We start from the raw sequence: 19,205 nt of genomic DNA on the forward strand, positions 1-19,205 counted from the left end.
CAATAAATTAGTAACGTAAGTTTTTAAAAAACAAAAACGATGGTAAAAAGTATAATTTCTTTGGTGTTGTTGGTAGTGTCGGTTTTTCTGGCATTCAAACACGGTTGGGAAACATTTAATTACAAAAAAAATCCCGAAGCGATGAAAATGATGGGCGAATTAGGCATTACCGAAACAATGATTCCCATTTTCGGTGGGGTTACATTATTAATTGGTGTATTATTGCTTATCCCCAGAACATTTTTCTTAGGTAATATGCTCAATGTTATTTCTATATTAATAATTATGGCATTGGCAATGTACATTGGGAGTTTTAAAATGGTATTGATGGAAATTCCGTTTTTAATGATGCCTTTGGTGTTGATCTGGTTGAAATATCCGTTTTTAAAAAATTAATCAAATCAGCATTATGGAAAAACCAATCCGAATAAAAACCATTTCTGAATTACACCAAATAATGGGTTTGACCAAACCACATCATCCCTTGATTGAACTCATTGATTTATCCAAACAAAAAAAGGATACAGGAATTTTTGCCGTACTATTTGATTTATATGTAATTACTTTAAAAAGAGGTTGCAATAAATTACTTTACGGACAGCAACAATATGATTTTGATGAGGGCGTGATGGCATTTTTATCGCCCGGACAAATTTTACGTGGAGAAAGTGATCATATTCCGGAAAATATAGACGGCTGGATGTTGTTTATCCATCCTGATTTTTTATGGAATACTTCTCTGGCTAAAAAAATAAAACAATACGATTTTTTTGGCTACACTGCCAATGAAGCCTTGTTTTTATCGGATAAGGAAGAAACGATGATAAATGGTATTGCTGAAAACATCAAAAACGAATATCAAACAAACATCGACCAATTTAGCCAAGATATCATCATTTCCCATGTAGAAACTTTGTTAAATTATTCGGAACGGTTTTACCAGAGGCAATTCATTACCCGTAAGAAAACGAACCATCAAATTCTCGATCGTCTAGAAGTACTGCTTTCAGATTATTTCAAAAGTAATGATTTGGTTTCAAAAGGATTGCCAACCGTTCAATACATTTCAGACCATTTAAATGTTTCGCCAACCTATCTGCGTAGTTTACTAAAAACACTGACAGGCTTAAATACGCAACAGCACATTCACGAGAAACTGATTGAAAAAGCAAAGGAAAAATTGTCAACTACGGATTTAAAGGTAAGTGAAATTGCTTATGAATTAGGTTTTGAGCATATGCAATCGTTCAGCAAACTGTTTAAAGACAAAACCAGTCAAAGCCCGCTAGAATTTAGAGCTAGTTTCAATTAATAAACATCATCCGAATTTTACTAAACTAAAAACATTCCACGATTTTGTTATAAGAAACCTCAATTGAGTTACAAACAGCATTTTAGATATAATGACCTTTGTTTTTCAAACATTTAAAATTAAAAAAATGAAAAACGCATTAATTACAGGAGCGAATAAAGGCATTGGTTTCGAGGTAGCAAAACAGTTGTTACAAAAAGGGTACTATATTTATCTGGGAAGCAGAGATTTAAAAAATGGTCAAGAAGCCATCGAAAAATTAAAAAATGAAGGGCTGAAAAATGTTGAATTGTTAGAAATAGATGTTACCAATCAGCATTCGGTAAACAATGCCCGGATTGAATTGGGCAAGAAAACACAGGTACTGGATGTACTGATCAATAATGCCGGTATCAATGGAATAGAATTTAAAGATGGCAAACCTGTCATGCATACTGCAACAGAAACGGATGTAGATGTTTACAAGAAAGTATACGAGGTAAATGTTTATGGCGTGATAAGAGTTACACAGGCATTTTTAGATTTATTGCGAAATTCATCAGCAAGCAGAATCGTCAATGTAAGTTCCAGCCAGGGTTCGCTCACTTTACACAGCGACCCAAATTATATTCATTATAATTTCAAAGGCTCAGTATATCAATCTTCAAAATCAGCCTTAAATATGTATACAGTTGTGCTTGCATATGAATTGAAGGATTTGCCTTTTAAGGTAAATGCTGTTAGCCCAGGTTCTACCAAGACAGATTTTAATCATAATTTGGGGCAAGGTTCTGTTGAAGATGCCGGTAACAGAATTGTAAAATATGCCATCATTGGCGAAGACGGACCTACAGGTAAATTTTTCTCCGAAGATATAAATACGGACACCGGCGAAATTCCGTGGTAGAAAATCACTAAATTTATGAGATGAAAAAGGACAAAAATATTCCTTACCATTACCATTCACTTACAGAATTGCATCGGATGCTTGGGTTACCTAAACCCTTGCACCCGTTAATTAGTTTTTTCGATAACACCAATAGAAAGATAGATTTCAGCAACATAGCAGACCTCCGAACTTCAGCATTTTATAAGATCTCTTATAAATCAAATCTTACCGGGCAGTTAAAATACGGGCAACATTATTATGACTTTGATGAAGGAGGATTGTTTTTTGTATCGCCTAATCAGGTTACTGCAAATAGCGATAATAACGGTGATCATTCTGGTTATACTTTATTAATTCATCCCGATTTTTTATTATCTTATCCTTTAGCAAATAAAATAAAGCAATATGGCTTTTTCGGTTATTCTGCCGACGAAGCGTTGCATCTATCAGAGAAAGAAAAAAATATTATTATTTCTATTTTCAAAAATATTGATGAAGAATTACAAAGCAGAATTGATGATTTCAGTCAGGACGTAATGATCTCACAAATAGAAACTTTACTCAATTACAGCAATCGATTTTACAAGAGACAATTTATAACCCGAAAACAAGTAAATAATGACCTTTTACAAAAAATGGAGAAAATTTTGGAAGAAGCTTTTAAAGATGAAAATCTGGCAATCCAAGGAATTCCGACAGTTCAGCATCTTTCCGGGAGCCTCCATCTTTCGCCAAGCTATTTGAGTGATATGTTGCGATCCTTAACAGGGCAAAATGCACAGCAACAAATCCAAAACAGGATCATTGAAAAAGCAAAAGAAAAATTATCTACTTCTGATTTATCGATTTCAGAAATAGCTTATGAATTAGGGTTTGAATATTCGCAATCTTTCAGTCGCTTATTTAAAGCTAAAACCAGTCAAAGTCCACTAGAGTTTAGGGCTAGTTTCAATTAGAAAACATGATTTAATCTTTGCTAAATTAAAACTTCCACGATTTTGTTATAAATCCAGCCTGAATCACTTTTCACCAAAGGGTCGACAAGCAAAGTTGCCTTGGTCGTTTCCATTTATTGGGTGTCGCTCAGGACAGTACACTTAATCCTACACATCAGCCTCTACTTAACATTATTTTGATTCTGGAATTTCTACCGTTTCCGAAATTCTGTCAGTATTTCTCGGGATGAAGTGATGAGAATCAGTAAAATCCATTGAAAAGCTACCTATCACAAATGCATGAAGCAACTTCATTCTTTGGGCTATATTGATTATTAGCCGTCTTACAATCCGTTTGTAGGAAGTCAGGTGGTTATGTTGGATTTTGCTGTGGAGTTGAAGCCTGTTGTTAAGCAAATAAGAAAATAAAATAATTTTTTCACAATAGCTATTTATATGATTGAAATAATAGTTCTAAATCTTATTGTTGTTGATTTTAATTAACAAGAAAATTCATATAAAAAATAATATATTTGTATTAAACCATTGAAAACTATTAAAGTGCTACAAAATCAATCAAATATTAATTTAAAATACTAATTTTATTTAGAATTAGGAATATTTGAGAGCTAAAAATATCCTATTTAATTTTGCTTGATTTTTTTATTTACTAATATATGCATTGAGCATTGAAAATCTCATTATTCTAATTTTCTATAACGTTTTTCTATATAATAAGAAAAGTTTTTATAAAAATTGTAGAGATATATGGTATTTTAACATTTACGGTTTTCCGTAAATGTCAGATAAAATAAATACTTAATTTAACAACTTCAATGGATGAAGTTGAAACTTAATTGATAATATGTCAACTGAAGAAAAATTAACTCAAAAATACAAGTCTAAACTTGGTAAGCTTTTCGTAGGAGATTCGCTTGAATTATTAACGAATGATAAAAAATTATCCAAACTAAAAGGGAAGGTTAATCTTATAGTTACGTCACCACCATTTCCCCTAAATAATAAAAAACAATACGGTAACGAGAAAGGAGATGAATATAAAGATTGGTTTATTAAGCTGGCACCAATATTTTCCGATCTTTTGACTGATGATGGTTCATTAGTTATAGAAATTGGAAATGCTTGGGAGCCAGAAAGACCGGTTCAATCGTTATTACATTTAGAATGTCTTTTAGGAATGGTTAAGCACCCCGAAGCTAATCTAAGATTAATCCAAGAATTTATTTGCTATAATCCTTCAAAATTGCCTTCACCAGCTCAATGGGTAACCGTAAATAGATTACGAACTGTGGACAGCTATACACACGTTTGGTGGATTGCCAAAAATGATTTCCCAAAAGCAGATAACAGCAAAGTATTACGTCCTTATAGTGACAGTATGAAGCAACTACTAAAACGGCAATCTTATAATTCAGGTAAACGTCCATCAGAACATCAAATAAGTGAAAAAGGATTTCTAAAAGATAATGGCGGAAGTATTTCTCATAACTTTTTTGAAATGGAGGCTCTGGATGAAAAAAGAGAAGTTAGATTACCTCATAGTGTATTGAGTTTTTCAAATACCAGTTCTAATGGTTATTTTCTAAAAACTTGTAGAGATAAAGGCATTACGCCACACCCAGCTCGTATGTCTGGTGGATTGGTAAATTTCTTTATTCAATTTTTAACAGATGAAGAAGATTTGGTGCTTGATCCATTTTCCGGAAGTAATACTACGGGATATTGTGCAGAAAAATTAAAGCGTAAATGGATATCGTTTGAGATTAAAGAAGATTATATTGAACAAGCTATCATTAGATTTAGTGATCCCGATTTAAAATCAACACTAAAATAAAAACTACTATAACTATGGAAAACTTAAGAGATGAATTTGAAAAAATTGCTAAAACCGATATTTTTGAGGTTGGAAAAGACTCCACAAATTTTGTAGGTAATCCTTTTAAAATAGACTACGATAAAACAAGTCTATTAACATGTGATGACTGGAAATACAACGTTGGAGGTATTGCTCAAGGTTGTTTTCTGTTGGCATTCTATGAAAATGACTTTGGGGAGGAAACCGTACATGAAGCATTATTATTAAGAGCGTTAAGACCTTGTCCTATCCCAAGTGATAATAGCGTAATCAGTTCAAGGATTGAGTATTTTAAAGAAAGAACTTAAAACAGCGGGGAAAAATAGACAAATTGATCAATTTACTAGGTTTGAATTCAGTTGCTCGGGTATGGAATGTTCTATACTTGGCACATTTTATAAAACTGCTGATGGAAAAGTAGAGTTTGGTGCAGATTTAGAAAATTTTTATTCTCCACATTTATACAAAGTTTATAAACCATCGGGTAAACACCTTCAATATATTGTAAATCTTAGGGATAATGATGGTCCATTAAAACCAGATTCTAATTTTCAAATAGGAACAATTCGCTACAGTTCAAGCAGAAAGAATTATTCCGAAAGTGCAAGTACAGATGAAAAAGTATATATGCACACGAAAGATATATTGGGAAAAAGAACAGCATTGTTTGGTATGACCAGAACCGGTAAATCAAACACCGTTAAAAAGTTAATTGAGGCTACCCAGGAACTTTCAACTAAAGCTATAACTAGTACTTCTACAGGTAGCTTTCAAGAAGATATTAACCCATATAATGAAAATGAAATTCCTAAAGCAAAAGTAGGTCAAATCATTTTTGACATTAATGGTGAATATGCAAATAAAAATCTACAGGATGGAACTGCAATTTTTGAGAAATATGAAAATGATGTTACTAGATATAGTGTGCTGGAAAAGACTGGATTTGAAGTGTTAAAGATTAATTTCTATAAAGATATCCCAGCTGGGCAAGAACTAATGCGTGGATATTTTAAGCAATTTGGAAAACAATCTGATTATGTTGAAGATTTCTTAGGAGTTAGTCTAGAAAAAAATGGAGATTTAAAAGGAGGAGAAAAAATCAGGTATGATAGAAAGTTAGCCGCTTACAAATGCTGTTTAAGTTTAGCAGGGTTTATTAAACCAACAAATAATAAACTTTTTTTTGATGGTCATAAAGATATTAATGGATTGGTTAAGGAAGGAGGTATTGATCCTAAAAATGGAATAACATATGATGAAGCAACTACTTGGTTTACTCAGGTATGGAAAAATTATGATGAATGGGAGTATTTAAAAAATTATGAACCCAAAAATGGAAAACAATGGGCAGATAATGACTTAAAAGCCATATTAAGGTTTTTAACTCAATATAGAAGTCCAGGAGAAAGAGGTCCTGTAAATAGTTTCATAAAATTACGCCCACTGATAAAATATCATACAACTTCTAATACAGATTTGTTTGAAGATAATATTTGCAAGCTTGTCAAAGAAGGAAAAATTGTAATTATCGATTTATCCCAAGGCGATCCTGAAATTCAAAATCTATATTCTGAAAAAATTTGTAGAGCAATTTTTAATTCATCAATGAAATTATTCATTGATGCTAAACCAAACAACTTTATCCAGTTCTACTTTGAGGAAGCACATAACCTTTTCCCAAAGAAAGATGATAAAGATTTAAGTCAAATTTATAATAGAATAGCAAAAGAAGGTGCTAAACTTAACTTGGGAATGGTGTACGCTACGCAGGAAGTTAGTTCAATTAGCTCAAACATTTTGAAAAATACACAGAACTGGTTTATAGCCCACTTAAATAATGAGGATGAAGTAAAAGAACTACGTAAATTTTATGACTTTAGTGATTTCGCAGATGCTTTAATCAAGTTTAGTGCAAAGAATGATAAAGGATTTGTTCGAATGAAAACTTATTCCAATCCTTTTGTAGTTCCTGTACAAATTGGACTTTTTAAATAACTGAATATGTCAAGCGAATACACAAATAATAGTTTCGAACGGGGTAGTCGAATTTCTCATAGTTACATTATTAACGATGAGGAAGTAAAACAGTATTTAAACAACTGTGAAATTCCTATTGAAGCAGAGGATGTAGAACTGAATGATGCTCTAAAGTATGATATTATTTATCCAGAGGAAAATACTATTGAATTTATAGTTGCTGTTGATGGCGAAAGCACAACTATTCCAGTAAAAAAGACTTTTCCATCTTCGCTGATAACCTTTTTTCAGTTTGGTTCATTGCTTATTAAAGGTGCCGATTTAGATGAAATGGAAAAGAAGCCATTTGTATCACCATCTGATATAAATAAATTAAAAAAGATAGAACGTGAAAAATTTGTATTACCTACGAAAAATGTAGCTCTTAAAAAAGATATTGATTTTCGAACGACCGTTAGAGAAGCAATTCACGAATTTTTCAAAAAAACACACTCAGGCACAACATCTATTCTAGCAACATTGTATTGGTTCATATTTGAGCAATATAACCCTTCTTCAACCAAGAGTAGCTATAAGCTTTCTCAATGTCCTCATTGTGGAACAAATAATATTGTTTTAGATAAAGGCAAAATAGACTTTAAAAATTATTCATGGACATGTACACACGATAAGTGTAATAAGGAAATATTAATAACTGATGTATTCAGGTTATTTGAGAAAGTTGATAATGATGCTGGAGCGTCTGGAATCATTACCTATCTGGAAAGTGTAACAGAAAGTTTTTTAATACTTCATTCGATTAAAAGATTACTAGAAATTCAGGATGGTTTGGTAGATCGTTTTTTATTTGTGAAAGATGGTCACTTTAAGTTTTGGTGGTGAAACAGCTAATATGTATAAACCAATGCAGGCTTTGATAACTTATCTTAACCAAAACAATAAGATTAATTTGATTGGAGTTGAAACTTCCGGTGCTTTTGTTGATCATGCTAGACAGATCAAAGACAAACTGAATCCTGGTCAGGTTTTTTTACTAAACAACGAGCATATTTACACATATATACAAGTTGGTAATCACAAAGAACAGCAGTATGGCAGTACATCGTATTACAGCGGTAAGTTTATTTATAAATCTTTCGACGAAAGAGTTTATGTCTTGACATTACCTGTTGAAAATCATATAACATATTATAATCAGCCGGAGCTCACTGATTTAAAGAATATTCAGGAAATACTTATGAATATTGATAAATTAAGATGTGATATTTACGAAAATGCATTGATTCCAGTTGCTGTAGCCAATAAATTGATTTCATTAACCAACCATCCGAGTTCAAATATATTGGAACGGTTTGCTAAAAAAACTATGGGAAGATGATTAAGATAGAAAAACAAAATGCTCCTGGCTTTCTAAATTCTTCAGCAGTTGATTTAGCCATTGAAAAAATGGAAGAATTTTTCGCATCTAAAAACAGAAGCCAAAAACGCTACGACTGGCCTTTTAATTCAGAAATAGATAAAGAGCTTAAAGGATATTTACATGAAGTATTCCACGGGAAGTGTGGCTATTGTGAAATTAAAATAGATTACCCAGAATCAGGAACTGTTGATAGATATAGGCCTAATAATGGAGTAAGAGATAAAAATGAATTTCATCAGGATTTATATTGGTGGTTGACATTTGAATGGGATAATTTGATTTATTGTTGTAAAGAATGTAATCAGTATAAAGGAAATTATTTTCCAATAAAAGGAAGGCGAGCATTAAATGAAAAAGATGATTATGAAAATGAACATCGAATGCTATTAAACCCATATCTTGATGAAACCGATAAACATTTAAACTATATACATAGTAATGATGGTCATATTGATGGATTAACAGATGAAGGAAATCAAACCATAGAATTATTACGACTAAATAGAACTAATTTATTAGATGGACGAAAAAAGGCAAGAAAAGAGATTATAGAAGCAGTAGAGTCTTTAATTAATGGGAAACAAATCGATAATCGTTCCGTAAAAAAACATATTGCTACCATTTATGAACTAGATGATCCAAGTATTGAATTTCTTTCATATAAAAGATTCGTATTGTTAAATGAGTTAGATACACAACCTTTTTTGGGGCAAATAATAGGTTTAGAAGATTATCAAACAGATGAAGATTGGTTTAGAGAAAAAGAAAAACCAACTAAAAGAGAAGGATTATGGAAAGATCTTATAAAAAGTGACTACTTCCCAATAGAGTACATTCATATCAAAAACTTTAAATCCATTGATGATTTAAGAATTGACTTTAAAGAAGATGATATAAATAAAAAATCATGGTTGTTTTTACTTGGAGAAAATGGTGTTGGTAAAAGTTCAATCCTTCAAGCAATCGCTATTGGGTTAAAATTGGATAAAAAATTTGTAAATGAAAAAATTGTTGAAGCTTTAATTAAGAAAAGAAAACAAACTTCAGAAATTACAATCAAGGAGAGAAATAGTGATAATATTGTACATACAAGACTAATACGAAAATCAGGCACAGTCGAACAAAGTGGGAAATTTAGTTCTTATTTGATTGGATATGGTTCTTTAAGGCTTTCAGTTGATGAAATTGAAAGTGAATCTGATAGGGATACTTCTAGAATAAGCTATCAAAATTTATTTAAACCAACTAAAGCATTAAATGATGTAACAAAATGGTTGAGAACTAAACATAAAAATGACATTGCTTTTTTTGATAAAGTAGCTGTTTCTATAAAGAAACTATTACCACATGATAAATCAGACACTAACCTTTCTATAAAAAATGGTGAAATTGTTTTGGGTGATTCGGAAAAGCTTTTTTCAGAATTAAGTGATGGTTATAAAAGTACAATTACTTTAGCCCTTGATATAATGATGAAACTTTCTGATGCTCAATCAGATATGAACGTAGTGAATGGAATTGTTTTAATTGACGAACTGGGCAATCAACTGCATCCACGTTGGCAAATGAGAATAGTAAAACAACTGCGAGAAGTATTTCCTAATATTAACTTTATCATTTCTACACACCATCCACTTTGTTTAAGAGGAGCAGAAAGAGAAGAAATTTTGTTACTTAGAAATTTAGATAATGAAGTTATTATCAATACAGAATTGCCAGATCCTGTTTCCTTAAGGGTAGATCAAATCTTAGCATCAGAATTTTTTGGATTAAACAGTCTTGTTGACCCTGAGATAGAAGCTTCGTTTAACAGATACTACGAGTTATTAGCTAAAAATGATGAAATTAATCCAAGTGAGAGAACAGAGATTGATCAATTAAGAGGATTTCTCAGAAATAAAAAACAATTAGGAAACTCTTTGAGAGATGAACTAATGTACACTGTACTAGACAGATTATTAGCCGAAAAAGTGATATTTAACAAACAAACTTTGGACAGGGATAATTTAAAAGAAGAAGCTGTTCAAAGAGTAAAAGATGTGTGGAAAAATCTAAATCTCGACTTATATGATTAATGTTAAAAGATTAGATTGTCCAGACATCCTTAAAATTGGAGAAAATCCAGAGAGTGAGGGCGAATTTGAGGCAAAAGATGCAATTGGCTATTTTCAAATAATTGCTAATCATCCGACTAAATATAAAAAAACTGGAAAGAGAGGGCTAAGAATTGAGCAAGACTATACAGTATATTCGGATAAAAAAGTCAGAAAATTGCTTGTAAAAATGTTTCATGGTAAATGTGCTTATTGTGAAAGCAAAATAACAGCAATTTATAATGGAGACATAGAGCACTTCAGGCCCAAAGGAGAAATTCAAGAAGCAACTCCTAAGAAACCCGGCTATTTTTGGTTGGCGGCAGAATGGGACAACTTATTATTTGCGTGTCCTTTTTGTAATCAAACAAATACCCATGAGTTTAAAAATGGAGACGATATAGAAGAAGCTGTTTTTGGAAAACTTGATCAATTTCCTTTAGACTCTGAAGGCAACCGATTAAATTATAACCATGGATTAATCTATTTTACAGACAAAGTAGCTTACCAAAAGGCATTTGATTTAGAAGAATCTGAAAGATTATTACTAAATCCATGTAAAGACGATAATATTCAAAAATATTTCAAGTTTGATGATGATGGAGCTATAATTACAAATGATAGTCTTACCGATTTCGAAGAAAAAAAAGCCCTGAAATCAATCATAACCTATGCTCTGCATAGGCTACCTTTAACCATTGCCCGAGAACAAAAAATTATTAAAATTAAAGCACAAATAAAGCGTGTTGAAAATGCAATAATTAATTACAATAAATATATGGATGTATCTGATTATGAAAGAGTGAGGTTTGAAAGTATTATGCGTGAAGAAATGAAAATACTAAAAAAATATAAAGACCCTGACCAAGAATATGCAGGCCTCGCAAGGTATATAATCGACAAATATTTTGAAGATGCAAAATTTATTTAAATTATAGTAACTATTTTAATAATTTTCATATAAAATTCAGTAATGCAGACTTATCGACAAGATGTAAAAAATGAGGCTCGTGAAAAGCTAGTTAAGCACGCTGTTCAATCGCTGACAGATGAACGGGATAAAAGTTTTCTAGTTTCTCAAGAACATTTCATTAAAATAACAGACCATTTTAATGAAATGTTTTTCAAATTTCTTGGAAACAAAAATTTTGAATACATCAATCAATATAATTTGCTTTTTTCAAGTGAAAAAAATAATTGGTTAGAATTTTATAAAGAAAAGTGTAAACCCAAACTGGCTAGTGAATTGAAAGTATTATACCTTTCTGGACCAGAGCCTTATAACGATATTGAAATTTTATGTAATAATGGTATTATCCTTGAAAACATCTGGGCTATCGAATCGGATAAGAAAATATATAAAGAGGCGCTAAAATCATTAATTGAAAATAGAATTCACATCAAACTACACCGTGGATCGTTGGCTGAATTTTTTGAATTAACAATCACGAATTTGACATAATGTATTTTGATGCTTGTACTCCAATTCTTTCAACACAACAGTCACCACTTGAAATAATTAAGCAACTTTTTGTAAATAAAGACTAACTGGCTTATCTACGTTTATTACAAATTTTGCAGAACCAGGTGATAATTATAATTGGGGTGATATTTTGGCTACCTGGTTTACAACAAAGGAATTTTATGAGGTTCCATCAGTAGATGATGAATTTAGAATGGCTCCATTAGAAAAATCCTCTTCATTTCCATTATATAGTAGTTTTATAAACCAACATTTAGACTCTTATTATGATACTTTTTTAACACATTTATACCAATAATAGCATCAGAAATAGTTCTAATGTGGCAATTATCTTCTTTAGGATCTGTTCAAAGCAATCATCTACTTAATGAACTGCTTTACGTCAATTTATCAATAGTAATCGAAAAGCAGAACGGTTAACAAGGAAGTTCTTTTTGTTTGGACAAATATTAACTAGTTTATTTTAACGGTGTTAGAACTCAAATATTTAACAAATATTTAATTGGTTTGGATGAAGAAGATATTGAATATACTGGTTAGTCGGGATTTTCTGAATTTAAAGCTATTGTTCAACATATAGATTTAAAATCCTTTTCTAAGAACAATTTATATCCCGATGTAAAAAGCTATACATTTTGTTAGGAGAAAATCTTCAAGAAAAACCTTTACGCAAGATTGTAAACATGTTAGAATTTCCCGTTTCAAATCGCAGACGAAAGTGGCTTACACCCTGTCAACAATAAACAAACAATTGTAGAAAGGGTCTTGGAAAACAAAAACTTTAATGCATTATTAGAGTTTTCAGCTGTAATAGTATCAGACAGCTAGATGCTCATAAAACTAATGACTCAAAGACAATACTTCATAAAGCACTAATTGATTTGGAAATACAGCCTAATGCGATTCAAATAATTATGCGGATGCCAATTGGCAAGTGTACGATAGTACTGATAATATGTTTGTGGATTTAAATATTTTTCTTTCAAATGCTTACAACTTTAAGTAGTTTGTAAGTAGTTAGCCTAACCTAATTTGTTTGATCATATAATATTTTTATGTCTTTTATAAAAATTGATTAATAGGTGCACAAAATAAAAATAGAAGCCAAAGATAGTTCGCTCCTAAGTGCAACTGCTAAATTCTGTCAAGATCAAGTTCTCTAGATTTTCAGAAAAATTTTTTGTGTATATTTTATACTCAAAAACTTTTTCCCAAAAACCTTGACAGAATGCCTCGCTAACTTTTCATAAGGCTTTATTATCTGATAGATAATAATAGTTTGGTTTACTATGAAAAAGTTCAATATATTTGTCTTATATCATATAATTAATTATAATCTTCAATGAAAAGATGTCAATCCTTATTGTTTTTGCTATGGATTCCCTTTGCAGTTACAGCACAGCAAAGTCCCACAGCTGATGAGTTGTTTTCAAAAGCACGGACAACAGCTTTTGAACAAAAAGATTATAATTCGTCTATTTCTCTTGCAAAAGAAGCACTGAAAATATCTCCCGATTACACTGATATTTCTATATTTTTAGCAAGACTGTATACGTGGAACAAAGATATTGTTTCTGCTAGAGAAGTGTTTGATGATCTGCAAAAGAAAGGAATTAAGGATGAAGACTACTTTGTAGCATATGCTTCGCTGGAATATTGGAATGATCAAAATACAGATGCCATCAAGATAATTGATGAGGGATTGGCTAATCATCCTTCGTCTGAAGCCTTATGGCTGTTGAAAGCAAAAGTTTATTTTGGAATGAATGAGTATGCCGAAGCACAAAAAGCCATCGCAAGTCTTCTATTAATCAATCCTAAAAATACAGAGGCAAGAGCTCTTGCGGTGAGAATAAATGATTTTTCTTCAAAAAATGAAGTAGGTATCACCTATAATTATTCACATTTTGACAAGCAATTCGGTGATGATTGGCACATTGTAGGAGTAAGTTATAAAAGAGTCACTTCACTCGGATCAGTAATCCTGAGAGGGAATTATGCCAACAAATTTGCACAAAACGGCACACAGATAGAATTTGAAGCTTATCCGAGATTATCTAAAACATTTTATTTATATGTAGGCGCAGGATATTCTGAGGATGTTGGCATTTTTCCGAAATACCGGACGGGAGTTTCTCTGAATGCCAATTTACCAAAAAGCTTTGAAGCCGAAATAGGATACAGACAACTTTATTTTACCAGTAATATCTGGCTGTATACCGCATCAGTAGGGAAATACTATAAAAATTATTGGTTTAATTTAAGAACCTACATTACTCCGAACAATAAAAATATATCACATTCGTATACCGCAACTGTACGATACTATACGAAAAGCAGCCAAGATTATTTTGCTTTTCAGATAGGAACAGGAATTAACCCGGAAGAAAGCCGTAATAATCTTTTGGAAAATGAAACCTTTAAACTGAAGACTTTCAAAATAGGGGCTTCATATAATTTTTCGGTCTACAGAAATTTATTTTCTGTGGGAACAATGTATTATAATCAGGAATATCTTCCGAATGTTAAAGGCAATCAGTTTGATGTTACATTAGGATACTCACGAAAATTTTAAAATTTAATCGTTAAAATAACAGACAAAAATTCATTTTGTTACTCAAAAAAAAGTTTATTGAATAGTGTTTCAATAAACTTTTTTTACTTTTTATAATTTAAAAAATCTTTTTTCAGGTTTCCAGAGTCTTGAAATGGGTAGAGGGGGAAACAGGTTGTCAGAGATTCATTCTATGAAAATCTTACTTTACTTTTTTCATGAAATTCACTATTACCGAATCTGGCATTAGTTTTTTAGAATCATAAAAGCGGGAATTCATTGTTTTAAATTGTTGGAATCTTACAGTGAGTTTTTGCAATTCTGCATCATCGTTATTGATGCTCTCTTCCAAATTTTTTGTGATAAACAGCTGTCCGTCATGAAGATAATAATTTTCAAAAACAAAATCGGTCAGAAGATTTTTGCTTTGCATCATAGGAATACCTGAAGTTACAGTTTCTGAACCTACAGAAAGCCCTCTTCCCAGCCAGGCAACCGTGGAAGGTGTGCGCACGCTATAATTATTTCTGTAATAAGACAATAAGGAAGGTGCAAGATCAAAATGGCTAACGATTTTATTAAATTTTTTAGACGTTTTGAGTAATGGTGAATATACCATGAGCGGGACATGAAATCTGTCAATTTTAGATTGTAAGATAATTTCAGGCATGCTGTGGTCACCGGTAATTACAAAAATTGTGTTTGCGAAGTCAGGACGCTTACTGTAATCTGCAAAGAATTTCTTTAAAGCATCATCAGCATTCAGAACAGAAATCAATTCTTTCTTATGCAGCATCGCCCACTTTTTCTGCTGAGGATTCAGAATCTTAGACTGCAACTTGCTGTTATACTGCTTTTCATAATAATTTCTATTATTTATCAAGAACGGATTATGGGTTGATAAAGTAAGTATCATGTTAAAATATGGTCGATTGCTTAGAGTCTGAACCTTAAGCATTTTATCAAACACTGCCTGATCTTCATATCCCCAGCTTTCTCCATTGTTTGCAGGAAGCTTTCGGTAGGGTTTGCTGAATAAGTCTTCATCAACAATATGATCTACTTTACTGTATTTCAAAAACTCACGATACCGGTCGAACTCGATATGCCCGCCATAATAAAAACCTGTTTCAAAACCGTTTGCTTTAAGTACGTTATATAAATTAAAATTTTGTGGAGTTTTTTTGATTTCTAAAAACCCGTTCTTGCCAAAAGGAAGAGAACCCGTCAATGAAGGCAATGCTCCAAATGTTCTTCCTGCTGAACTCAAACTGTTTTCCCAATAGAGACTTTTATGTGATAATGAATCCAGAAAAGGGGTGAAGTTACCGACATATCCTTTAGGAGAAGTATAAGCATGTCCGAAACCTTCCATTACAACAAAAATTAAGTTAGGGATCTTCTCAGATTTTGTGAGATATTGACCTAAAAAGTCGGGCGTAGTTTCTTTTCTCCAAAAAGGAAAGTTTTCATCCAGCATTTCAGAAGTGACCTGAAACTTGTGGTTGCCACCCCAAAGTGCAACGATTTCAGGATGATCGCTAATGAAATTATCTTCATTAGAATTAAAAAAGTAAACCCATTTGCTTTTTGAAGCGTCTTTATTAAATTCAGTGGAATTGTTCAATGCATTCGTGTCTAACACAAATGATGGAACAAGGAAAGCCAGCAATCCTATGATCAATAATGTGAGACCAGTGTAGATTGATTTGAGTGCTCTTTTCCCCATCATCCACAGAGGAATAAGTACCAATACGATCAAAATGCCCATTAACGCAAAATTTTTATAGTTAAGCATTCCGCTTGCCTGTAAAATCTGTTTTATTTCGTCTTTGCTGTAATAGAAAACCTCCGCTCCGAGAAGATTATGCGTTTCTGAAAAATAAAGAAACAAGATATAATGCGTAACTGCCGCTGTGAGAAATACTGCAGTGGTGAGAGTTTTTGCCCAGCTTTTTTTGATGAATGACAAAATAAGATAAATAATGCCCATCACTGATATAAGCCTTAAGGCAAATAAAAGATTTTCAAAAAACAGGTGACTGATTATCTGCGATGTGTCTATGGAAGGAAAAGAATACCAGTACCAAAGCGATTCTGCACCTATTCCTATAAAAAAGAGAATCAGAAATACTACAGCGAGAATTCCCCACTGCTTAAGTCCTGTTTTAAGGATTATTAAAATCCTTTCTTTTAAAGGTAAATTTTTTGTACTTTGATTAAACCCTTGTCTCGTCATTTCTCCCCAACCGTGAGAATTTCTGAAGTAATCGATAAACCCGTTAACACCCGCCTTTACAACGATAGGATGAAAATAGAACGGTTCGGAAAATGCAGTTGCAATAAGAGCAAAAAAGTCTTTTCTTTTGGTATAAACCTGGTAACTCACAAGATCAACAAGTATCGCATAGATAGAATACAAAAATCCCATGGAAATTACCAAAGCAAACAGAACAGTGAAAAATGGCCAACTGATAATGCCCAACAATAGAAAAATAATAAAAATAATATATCCCGAAAATTCTACCAACGGACCCAGCAGTTCAAAAAAGAACCAGTAGGGAAGGCTGATCATACCAAGCTTACCATATTTTGGATTGAACATAACCTTTTTATGTTTCCAAAGAGTCTCGATTGTGCCGCGCATCCATCTGTTCCTTTGTTTTTTAAGGATGTCTTTTGATTCCGGAACTTCAGTCCAGCACAAAGGATCAGGAATGGTAAGAACTTCATAGGGTTCGTTTCTTTCTTCCATATACATTCGCATACGGACTACCAATTCCATATCTTCTCCTACGGTCTTTTTATCATATCCACCACAGGCCAGTACAATTTTCCGGTCAAAAACACCAAAGGCTCCAGAAATTAAAATGAGTCCCGAAGCGCGTGACCAAGCCATTCGCCCGAGGACGAAAGCTCTAATATATTCTAATGCCTGAGTTCTTCCCAGAAGAGTTCTCGGCATATTGACACTGATGACTTTACCGTCTTCAATAACGCAATTGTTCGCCAGACGGATTACTCCGCCACATGCGATAAACTTTTTGTCTTTCTGTTCGAGAAAAGGCTTTGCCAGTTTCAGAATTGCATCCTGCTCCAAAATACAGTCTACATCTATACAGACGAGATATTGGCCGGAAGAAATATTAACACCAACATTCAGTGCATCTGCTTTACCACCGTTTTCTTTATCTACAACAATCAGCTTTTTGAAAGCCGGATTTTTACTTTTATAAACCCCTCTTACCTTGTTGGTCTCTATTTTTCCCTGTATGAAATAAGCGATAGATTCGAGATCATAGGCTTCAATCAGTTTTTGTACAGAATCATCTTTACTGCCATCATTTACAATAATAATTTCCAGGTTATGATAATAAAGAGATAAAAGAGAACGCACATTTTCTACAATGGTCATTCCTTCGTTGTAAGCCGGAGCAATAATACTAAACGTAGGAGCGTTGGGATTGGCTGCGATAATACTGTAATCTGTAAAAGTATTTTCTTTTTTGTATCTTAATACGGCTCCCAATGCATATGTTCCTATCCATCCATATATAGTCGTAACAGCTATACCATAAAGCAAAAACAGCCATATAACAACTTCGTAAATGATATGTGAGAATTCTGTCATATTTTTTCCTGCGATGCGTGTTTTATTATTTTTATTAATTCTTCTGAAGAAGTTTCATCATGAGCGATCTGTTCTAAAAATTCCTGTTGCCCCATTGAAAAAAGAACTTCAGCAGCGTAGACTTTTAGAGAAGATTCGGTAGTATGAAGTAGCTGTTCTTTCAGAAAATCGATACAGCTTTTATCTCCTGAACTTCTAATTGCTTTAAGAATTTCAAACTGAACTTCGATTGGCTGATCAGGATAAGTTTCAATAAGATAAGTAATCGTTGAAAAATTCTCCAGAGATAGCAAAGTCTGTACTGTTTCTATTCTTACTTCTGTGGAAGAATGTGTCATAAGTTCGGTAACTATCGAGTAAACTGAAAGTATCTGGAATTTCCTGATTAATTTAAGCGTGAAAATTATCACAGATGTGTTCGGGCTTTTAAGCCAGCCATTTATCAGGCCATCAGAATTTTCGGGAATGTGAGCTATTGAACCGAGCAGTCGTAACTGTTGCCATTCTGATATTACGGATTCAATAGTGTCTAAATAATGTAATCCTTCAAAACCTTTAAAATTCACCAAAGCATATTGAGCTTCCTGATAAACCTGTGGCGAAGAATGGGTAAGAAATTTGGAGATTTCCGGAAGGCTGTCTTCTACATTCATAGCAGTAAGTTCCTGTATTCCGCCCGTAATCAGATGAGGTTTCTTTTGGTTTAATTTTTTAAAGGCATCATCCTGAAGTTTATAATGTTCAAAAAGATGTTTAATTTTCTCTTTGGCAGCTCCGGAAAATTTCTTTTCAGAATCAACCAGTTTCTGTAAAAAAAGATTTCTAAACAGAGGATTTTTATTTGCCTCGTCAAAATTATGATCGGCAGACTCTTCATCTTCCTCATACACTATCACTTTTGTGATTTTTTTATTGATTATTTCAGACCATTCAAAAGTACGGACAGAAAATCTATACTGATAAATACCATAAATGATGACTATAATAATCAGCAAGAGTACCAATGACAGCATTCCCAAAAAAACCAGAAAAATAAAGTGTACAGAATCTAGCATC

General features: G+C 32.5%; 16 protein-coding genes. 13 read left to right on the forward strand and 3 right to left on the reverse strand.

Annotated elements, in window-relative coordinates:
• The first annotated feature begins 39 nt into the window (after positions 1-39).
• The 4 genes from ACZZZA_RS12190 (at position 40) to ACZZZA_RS12205 (ending at position 3,136) form a co-directional block, all read left to right on the forward strand.
• On the forward strand, positions 40-396 hold the full coding sequence (locus ACZZZA_RS12190) for a hypothetical protein (RefSeq protein WP_463432105.1): 357 nt from the start codon (positions 40-42) through the stop codon (positions 394-396).
• A gap of 13 nt (positions 397-409) precedes the next feature.
• Positions 410-1,312 carry a helix-turn-helix domain-containing protein gene (locus tag ACZZZA_RS12195; RefSeq protein ID WP_463432107.1) on the forward strand — a complete coding sequence of 301 codons (903 nt, stop codon included), beginning with the start codon at positions 410-412 and terminating at the stop codon, positions 1,310-1,312.
• A gap of 127 nt (positions 1,313-1,439) precedes the next feature.
• Positions 1,440-2,198 carry an SDR family oxidoreductase gene (locus ACZZZA_RS12200; protein ID WP_463432109.1) on the forward strand — a complete coding sequence of 253 codons (759 nt, stop codon included), beginning with the start codon at positions 1,440-1,442 and terminating at the stop codon, positions 2,196-2,198.
• A gap of 20 nt (positions 2,199-2,218) precedes the next feature.
• On the forward strand, positions 2,219-3,136 hold the full coding sequence (locus ACZZZA_RS12205) for a helix-turn-helix domain-containing protein (protein WP_463432111.1): 918 nt from the start codon (positions 2,219-2,221) through the stop codon (positions 3,134-3,136).
• Positions 3,137-3,307: 171 nt separating this feature from the next.
• Here ACZZZA_RS12205 and ACZZZA_RS12210 read toward each other — a convergent pair whose 3' ends face one another.
• Positions 3,308-3,430: a hypothetical protein gene (locus tag ACZZZA_RS12210; protein ID WP_463432113.1), complete on the reverse strand. Its 123-nt coding sequence runs from the start codon at positions 3,428-3,430 to the stop codon at positions 3,308-3,310.
• 550 nt (positions 3,431-3,980) lie between these two features.
• Here ACZZZA_RS12210 and ACZZZA_RS12215 point away from each other — a divergent pair.
• From ACZZZA_RS12215 to ACZZZA_RS12255, 9 genes are all read left to right on the forward strand, one after another.
• Entirely contained in the window at positions 3,981-4,970 is a 990-nt protein-coding gene (locus tag ACZZZA_RS12215) for a DNA-methyltransferase (RefSeq protein WP_463432115.1), read from the forward strand.
• A 14-nt stretch (positions 4,971-4,984) separates the two neighbouring features.
• Positions 4,985-5,299: a hypothetical protein gene (locus tag ACZZZA_RS12220; RefSeq protein ID WP_463432117.1), complete on the forward strand. Its 315-nt coding sequence runs from the start codon at positions 4,985-4,987 to the stop codon at positions 5,297-5,299.
• Positions 5,274-6,986: an ATP-binding protein gene (locus tag ACZZZA_RS12225; RefSeq protein WP_463432119.1), complete on the forward strand. Its 1,713-nt coding sequence runs from the start codon at positions 5,274-5,276 to the stop codon at positions 6,984-6,986. Before ACZZZA_RS12220 ends, ACZZZA_RS12225 begins: the two co-directional genes overlap by 26 nt.
• A gap of 6 nt (positions 6,987-6,992) precedes the next feature.
• On the forward strand, positions 6,993-7,850 hold the full coding sequence (locus ACZZZA_RS12230) for a hypothetical protein (RefSeq protein WP_463432121.1): 858 nt from the start codon (positions 6,993-6,995) through the stop codon (positions 7,848-7,850).
• On the forward strand, positions 7,825-8,346 hold the full coding sequence (locus tag ACZZZA_RS12235; RefSeq protein WP_463432123.1) for a hypothetical protein: 522 nt from the start codon (positions 7,825-7,827) through the stop codon (positions 8,344-8,346). Before ACZZZA_RS12230 ends, ACZZZA_RS12235 begins: the two co-directional genes overlap by 26 nt.
• Positions 8,343-10,463, forward strand: a complete 2,121-nt coding sequence (locus ACZZZA_RS12240; RefSeq protein ID WP_463432125.1) for an AAA family ATPase — start codon at positions 8,343-8,345, stop codon at positions 10,461-10,463. Before ACZZZA_RS12235 ends, ACZZZA_RS12240 begins: the two co-directional genes overlap by 4 nt.
• Positions 10,456-11,412, forward strand: coding sequence for an HNH endonuclease family protein (locus ACZZZA_RS12245; RefSeq protein WP_463432127.1), 957 nt, complete (start codon positions 10,456-10,458; stop codon positions 11,410-11,412). Before ACZZZA_RS12240 ends, ACZZZA_RS12245 begins: the two co-directional genes overlap by 8 nt.
• A gap of 42 nt (positions 11,413-11,454) precedes the next feature.
• On the forward strand, positions 11,455-11,943 hold the full coding sequence (locus ACZZZA_RS12250; RefSeq protein WP_463432129.1) for a hypothetical protein: 489 nt from the start codon (positions 11,455-11,457) through the stop codon (positions 11,941-11,943).
• A gap of 1,363 nt (positions 11,944-13,306) precedes the next feature.
• Positions 13,307-14,539 carry a YaiO family outer membrane beta-barrel protein gene (locus ACZZZA_RS12255; RefSeq protein ID WP_463432131.1) on the forward strand — a complete coding sequence of 411 codons (1,233 nt, stop codon included), beginning with the start codon at positions 13,307-13,309 and terminating at the stop codon, positions 14,537-14,539.
• A gap of 181 nt (positions 14,540-14,720) precedes the next feature.
• On the opposite strand, the gene ACZZZA_RS12260 is transcribed toward ACZZZA_RS12255, so the two are convergent.
• Positions 14,721-18,149 (reverse strand): sulfatase-like hydrolase/transferase, encoded by a 3,429-nt coding sequence (locus tag ACZZZA_RS12260; RefSeq protein WP_463432133.1) that lies wholly within the window; start codon positions 18,147-18,149, stop codon positions 14,721-14,723.
• Positions 18,146-19,204: a HEAT repeat domain-containing protein gene (locus tag ACZZZA_RS12265; RefSeq protein WP_463432135.1), complete on the reverse strand. Its 1,059-nt coding sequence runs from the start codon at positions 19,202-19,204 to the stop codon at positions 18,146-18,148. The genes ACZZZA_RS12260 and ACZZZA_RS12265 overlap by 4 nt, the downstream gene beginning before the upstream one ends.
• Position 19,205 lies beyond the last annotated feature (1 nt).

It is taken from the genome of Chryseobacterium sp. AC405b (assembly GCF_979258685.1).